This window comes from Micromonospora sp. NPDC049230 (assembly GCF_040647875.1).
Classification (GTDB): domain Bacteria; phylum Actinomycetota; class Actinomycetes; order Mycobacteriales; family Micromonosporaceae; genus Micromonospora.
This window is the reverse complement of sequence record NZ_JBEZCZ010000042.1, coordinates 56,525-62,524: the sequence shown is the minus strand read 5'-3', so window position 1 is coordinate 62,524 and position 6,000 is coordinate 56,525. Positions and strand designations below refer to the sequence as shown.

The window sequence follows — 6,000 nt, the reverse complement described above, 5'->3', positions numbered from 1 at the left end:
GGCTTCCGTGGTGGCGACCGGGACGCTTCGCGTTCCAGCGGCCCCCGTGAGGGTGGCTTCCGGGGCGGTGACCGGGACGGCTCGCGTTCCAGCGCCCCGCGCGACGGTGGTTTCCGTGGCGGTGACCGTCGTGAGGGCGGCTTCCGTGGTGGCGACCGGGACGCTTCGCGTTCCAGCGGCCCCCGTGAGGGTGGCTTCCGGGGCGGTGACCGGGACGGCTCGCGTTCCAGCGCTCCCCGTGAGGGCGGTTTCCGCGGCGGTGACCGCGAGGGCGGCTTCCGCGGTGGCGATCGCCGCGAGGGCGGCTACCAGGGCGGCGACCGTACCCGCTCTGGCCCGTCCCGCGAGGGTGGTTTCCGTAGCGGCGACCGCGAGGGCGGCTACCGCGGCGGTGACCGCCGTGAGGGTGGCTTCCGCGAGGGTTCCCGGCCTGGCGCTCCCCGTGAGGGTGGCGGCTTCCGCGGCGGTGACCGTCGCGAGGGTGGTTTCCGCGGTGGGGACCGGCCGAGTGGCCCGCGTGACGGCGGCGCTCCCCGTGAGGGTGGCTTCCGGGGCGGCGACCGCGAGGGCGGCTTCCGGGGCGGTGACCGTCGTGAAGGCGGCTTCCGTGGCGGTGACCGTGACGGTGGTTTCCGTGGTGGGGACCGTCGTGAAGGTGGCTTCCGTGGCGGGGATCGGGACGGTTCGCGTTCCAGCGGCCCGCGCGAGGGTGGTTTCCGTGGCGGTGATCGCGACGGTGGTTTCCGTGGTGGGGACCGTCGTGAGGGTGGTTTCCGCGGTGGGGACCGGCCGAGTGGCCCGCGTGACGGCGGCGCGTCCCGTGAGGGTGGTTTCCGGGGCGGTGAGCGTGACGGTGGTTTCCGTGGTGGGGACCGTCGTGAAGGTGGCTTCCGTGGTGGCGATCGGGACGGTTCGCGTTCCAGCGGCCCGCGCGAGGGTGGTTTCCGTGGCGGTGATCGCGACGGTGGTTTCCGTGGTGGGGACCGTCGTGAGGGTGGTTTCCGCGGTGGGGACCGGCCGAGTGGCCCGCGTGACGGCGGCGCGCCCCGCGAGGGCGGTTTCCGTGGCGGTGACCGCGAGGGCGGTTTCCGGGGCGGTGACCGCGACGGTGGCTTCCGTGGCGGTGACCGTCGTGAAGGTGGCTTCCGGGGCGGTGACCGCCCGCGTGACGGTGCGCCTCGCGAGGGTGGCTTCCGCGGTGGGGACCGCGAGGGTGGCTTCCGCGGCGGCGACCGTCGTGAAGGCGGCGCGCCTCGCGAAGGCGGCTTCCGTGGCGCTCCCCGTGAGGGCGGTTTCCGTGGCGGCGATCGGGACGGTTCGCGTTCCAGCGGCCCGCGCGACGGTGGTTTCCGGGGCGGTGACCGCGAGGGTGGCTACCGTGGCGGCGACCGGGCCGGTGCTGCCCGGGCCGACGAGCGGCCGCGTCGCGAGGGCGAGTTCCGCCGCGACGACCGCGCTGGCGGCTCGGAGTCGTTCGAGGGCGGGCGTAACTCAGCCCCGGCTCTGCCGGACGACATTCTCGCGACCGACCTCGACAAGGACGTTCGCGCTGAGCTGCTCTCGCTGAACAAGCCGGTCGCCGAGACGGTGGCCCGGCACCTTGTCGCGACAGGTCAGCTGATCGACGAGGACCCGGCCGAGGCGTTGGCGCACGCGCTGGCCGCCCGGCGGCTCGCGTCGCGCATCTCCGCGGTCCGTGAAGCGGTGGGTCTTGCCGCGTACCACGCAGGTGAGTGGCAGTCGGCGATCGCCGAGCTGCGCACGTACCACCGGATGAGTGGTCTGCAGAGCCACCTGGCCGTGCTCGCGGACTGCGAGCGGGCGCTCGGCCGGCCGGAGCGGGCCATCGACCTCTTCCGCGGCGCTGACCGGGAGAAGTTGGACCAGGCCGTCGCGATCGAGCTGCTCATCGTCGCCGCGGGGGCCCGGGGTGACCTGGGGCAGAAGGATGCCGCGGTCGCGATGCTCCAGGTCCCGGACCTCACCAGTGAGGCCACGGTGCCGTGGACGGCTCGGCTGCGGTACGCGTACGCCGACGCGCTGCTGGCCGTCGGCCGACGCGAGGAAGCCCGCGAGTGGTTCTCCCGTGCCGCCGACGTGGATACCGAGGGCGAGACCGACGCCGCCGAGCGGCTGCTGGACCTCGACGGCGTGGTCATCGAGGGCGACGACGAGGACGAGGCCGCCGAGGAGATCGCCGCGGGGCCTGGTGCTCCCGGCGCGGTTCCGGCCCAGCCGGACGCCGACCTGACCGGCGACGCCGACCGCGACGACGAAGACGACGACGCCGACGACCGCGACGAGGACGACGACGCCGACGACGAAGACGACGACCGCGACGAGGACGACGACGAAGAGGACGACGACGAAGAGGACGAGGACTTCGACGACGACGAGCAGGACGGTGCTGTCGGCCGCCCTGGCGACGCCGAGGACTCGGTCGACGAGGACGAGGACCGTCACCCGGACGAGGCCGACACCGCCACGGCGGACACTGCCGCCACCGGCGTGACGTCCGCGGACGAGGTGAACGCCGACTCGGTGAACGCCGACGAAACCGCCCCCACCCGGGGCGACGAGTCGGAGCCGACGCAGCGGTGAACGCGGGTGCGGGGGAGCGGCTGGTCGACGGGTACACGCTTGTCGTCTTCGACCTGGACGGGGTGATCTACCTGATCGACCGGCCGATCCCCGGTGCCGTCGAGGCGGTGGCTCGGCTGCACGACGAGGGACGGGCGGTGGCGTACGCGACGAACAACGCGTCCCGCCGGTCCAGCGAGGTCGCCGACCTGCTGACGGGGATGGGTGTGCCGGCCCGGCCGGAGGAGGTGCTCACCTCCGCCGCCGCCTCGGCCGAGCTGTTGCGGGACCGGCTGCCCGTCGGCGCACCGGTGCTGGTGGTCGGCGCGGAGGCCCTGCGCGCCGAGCTGCGCGCGGTCGGCCTGACCCCGGTCACCAAGGCCGACGAGAACCCGGCAGCGGTGGTGCAGGGGTACGGGCCGCAGGTCGGCTGGGCCGAGCTGGCCGAGGCGTCGGTCGCGGTGCGGGGCGGTGCGCTCTGGATCGCCACCAACACCGATCGGACCCTGCCCAGCGGGCGAGGACCGTTGCCGGGCAACGGTTCGCTGGTCGCGGTGCTGCGCACGGCGCTGGAGCGGGACCCGGACGTGGTGGTCGGCAAGCCGGAGTCGGCGCTGTTCGAGACCGCCGCCCGGCGTGCCGGCGGTGGCCGGAGCCTGGTGGTGGGCGATCGGTTGGACACCGACATCGAGGGCGCCCGCCGCGCCGGCCTGGACAGCCTGTTGGTGCTCACCGGGGTCAGCGGCGTACCGGAGCTGCTGGCGGCCGAGCCGCGACGGCGTCCCACGTACGTCGCGAGGGACCTGGCGGGGCTCTTCGACCCGGCCGCCGCGGTGCGGGTCCCGGGCCCGGCGGACGCCGGCGGCTGGGCCGTGACCGACCGCGACGGCACGCTGGAGCTGGCCGGCTCGGGTCGGCCACTGGACGCGGTGGCCGCGCTCTGCGCGGTGGCCTGGTCGGCACCGGAGCCGGCGCTGCCGCCGATCCGCCCGGTCGGCCCGGACGCGGCCCACGCGCTGGAGAGCTTCGGTCTGACCGCCGCCGCCTGACCGGGGTCGTCAGAGAAGCTTGCGGAGCTTCAGCAGGTCGAACGGGTTGGCTTTGATCGACACCCGGCGGGAGGTCACCGCGCTGGTGACGTCCAGGTCGCCGCGGACCAGGGCGAGCAGGTCGTCGCTGGACGTGCTCAGCGCGATCTTGGCCTTGGGGTCGTCGCCGTCGGTCAACTCGACAAGTCGACCGCCGGTGATCCGGCCGTGGAAGGCGGTGTCCAGGTCGGTGATCCGGCAGGCCAGCGTGCGGTCCAGGTCGATCCGTTCGCGCACCGTCTCGGCGTTGCGATCCAGCCGGGAGGCCAGCTCCTGCAATGCCTGCCGGCACTCGTCCACGCTGGCCACATCTCCCCCTCGCTGATCGCCACGCCGTCCTCGGCACCGTACCGCACGGCACGGTCCGGGGTGCCCGGTAGCGTGACACCTGCACACCTCGCCCCGTGGAAGGACTCAGGCATGCAGGACGCGTGGCGCGCCTACCTCGAGCTGGCCATGGGCCTGACGGAGGCGCCCCGGAAGAAGGCCCAGGACGCGGCACGTCGCCTCGTCGGCTCCGGCGGCGCGACCGCCGCCCAACTCCAGGCCCTCGGCGAGGAGTTGGTCACCACCGGCGCCGCCAACCGAGAGGCGTTGACCAAGCTGGTCCGTTTCGAGGTCGACCGGGCCCTCGGCGCGGTCGGGTTGGCCACCGCCGACGAGGTGGCCGAGCTGACCCGACGGGTGCACGACCTGGAACGGCAGCTACGCGAGGCACGCACAGTGGAGCCGACGGCCGCCGCGCCGACGGCCGCCGCGCCGACGGCCGCTGAGCCGCCGACCGCCGCTGAACCGGCGGCCGCGCCGGAGGCCAGCCGCAGCGCGCACGCCGACCCGCCGCCCGGCACCGGTCTCGTGCCGTCGGACGCCCCCGCCGGTGCCCCGGTGGCCAAGAAGGCCGTGGCCAAGAAGGCGGTCGCGAAGAAGGCGGTCGCCAAGAAGGCCATCGCGAAGAAGCCGCCGGCGACGATCAGCCGTACCGCCGACGAGCCCCCCACTCCCGCGGACATGCCGGCCAAGAAGGCGGTCCGCAAGCAGCCTCCGGACGACGCCGAATGAACCGGCCCGGTCCATCGGCGGGCGGGTCGTTCCCGGCCCGACCCGTTCCCCCGCCGTCCGGCGGAGCGGGCAGACCCGTTCCTCCGCCGACTGGCGGAGCACCTCGGCCCGGCCCGCCGGCTGGCGGAGCAGCCCGCCCCGGCCCGCCGCTGGGTGTCCGTCCCGCGCCGCTGCCCGACCCCGGGGACGACGCGGCACGGCACCCGGCGGTGGACGCCGCGGTGCGGGCCATGGCCAACGCGGCGACGCTGGCCCCGGCCGACCAGATCGCCCAGTACGAGGCGGCCTACGAGACGTTGCGGGAAACCCTCGCCACCATCGACCAGACCTGAGTGGACCGACCAGTTCTGAGCAGACCGGAGAACCATCAATGGCACGTCGCAACCGGCTGGACGCCGAACTCGTCCGCCGCGGTCTGGCCCGCTCCCGGGAGCAGGCCGCCGCGTTGGTCGAGGCCGGCCGCGTCCAGCTGCGGGGGGTCGTCGCGCGCAAGGCCGCCGCGATGGTCGACCCCGCCGACCCGCTGCTGGTCACCGGCGAGGACCCGACCGAGGAGTACGTCTCCCGGGGCGGGCACAAGCTCGCCGGCGCGCTTGCCGCATTCGGGGCCGGTGGGCTGCGCGTCGCCGGGAGGCGCTGCCTGGACGCCGGCGCGTCGACAGGTGGCTTCACCGACGTGCTGCTGCGCGCCGACGCCGCCGAGGTGGTGGCCGTGGACGTCGGCTACGGGCAGCTCGCCTGGCCACTGCGCACGAATGAGCGGGTTCGCGTCCTGGAGCGCACCAATGTCCGTACCCTCGATCCGGACGCGATCGGCGGGCCGGTCGACCTCACGGTGGCCGACCTGTCGTTCATCTCGCTGCGGCTGGTGCTGCCGGCGTTGGCCGGCTGCACCCGCGACGACGGTGACCTGGCGTTGATGGTCAAGCCGCAGTTCGAGGTCGGCAAGGACCGGGTCGGCGCCGGCGGTGTGGTCCGCGACCCGGAGTTGCGTGCCGAGGCGGTGCTGGACGTGGCGGCGGCGGCCGCGCGGCTCGGCCTCGGGCTGGCCGACGTGGCGGCCAGTCCGCTGCCCGGGCCCAGCGGCAACGTGGAGTTCTTCGTATGGTTGCGCCGGGGCGCCGCACCGGCCGACCCGCAGCGGGTGCGGGCCGTGGTGGCGGCCGGGCCGGACGGCCCGACGACGGCCGGCGACGTGCCGGGCGTGGCGGCGGCGGAGGAGGTCGCAGGGTGAACGCGCGCAGCGAGGGCACGACACGCGGTGGTGCCGGGG

The 6,000-nt window shown here is 74.9% G+C and carries 7 protein-coding genes; 6 read left to right on the top strand and 1 reads right to left on the bottom strand.

Features of this window, described 5'->3' with window-relative positions; all coding sequences use genetic code 11:
- The 3 genes from AB0A95_RS28090 to AB0A95_RS28080 all read left to right on the top strand — a co-directional run.
- A partial coding sequence (locus tag AB0A95_RS28090) for a hypothetical protein (protein WP_357558739.1) occupies positions 1–1,567 on the top strand: 1,567 nt, incomplete at its 5' end.
- Positions 1,568–1,587: 20 nt separating this feature from the next.
- A complete protein-coding gene (locus AB0A95_RS28085; protein ID WP_357558738.1) occupies positions 1,588–2,601 on the top strand; it encodes a hypothetical protein in 1,014 nt (337 codons plus the stop codon).
- Positions 2,598–3,629 carry an HAD-IIA family hydrolase gene (locus AB0A95_RS28080; RefSeq protein WP_357558737.1) on the top strand — a complete coding sequence of 344 codons (1,032 nt, stop codon included), beginning with the start codon at positions 2,598–2,600 and terminating at the stop codon, positions 3,627–3,629. The genes AB0A95_RS28085 and AB0A95_RS28080 overlap by 4 nt, the downstream gene beginning before the upstream one ends.
- 9 nt (positions 3,630–3,638) lie before the next feature.
- On the opposite strand, the gene AB0A95_RS28075 is transcribed toward AB0A95_RS28080, so the two are convergent.
- Entirely contained in the window at positions 3,639–3,977 is a 339-nt protein-coding gene (locus AB0A95_RS28075) for an SCP2 sterol-binding domain-containing protein (protein WP_357558736.1), read from the bottom strand.
- Positions 3,978–4,088: 111 nt separating this feature from the next.
- Between AB0A95_RS28075 and AB0A95_RS28070 the strand changes: the two genes are divergently transcribed.
- The 3 genes from AB0A95_RS28070 (at position 4,089) to AB0A95_RS28060 (ending at position 5,961) form a co-directional block, all read left to right on the top strand.
- A complete protein-coding gene (locus AB0A95_RS28070; RefSeq protein WP_357558735.1) occupies positions 4,089–4,727 on the top strand; it encodes a hypothetical protein in 639 nt (212 codons plus the stop codon).
- Between the two features lie 149 nt (positions 4,728–4,876).
- Positions 4,877–5,059 carry a hypothetical protein gene (locus AB0A95_RS28065; RefSeq protein WP_357558744.1) on the top strand — a complete coding sequence of 61 codons (183 nt, stop codon included), beginning with the start codon at positions 4,877–4,879 and terminating at the stop codon, positions 5,057–5,059.
- A gap of 38 nt (positions 5,060–5,097) precedes the next feature.
- A complete protein-coding gene (locus tag AB0A95_RS28060; protein WP_357558734.1) occupies positions 5,098–5,961 on the top strand; it encodes a TlyA family RNA methyltransferase in 864 nt (287 codons plus the stop codon).
- The last annotated feature ends 39 nt before the right edge of the window (positions 5,962–6,000 follow it).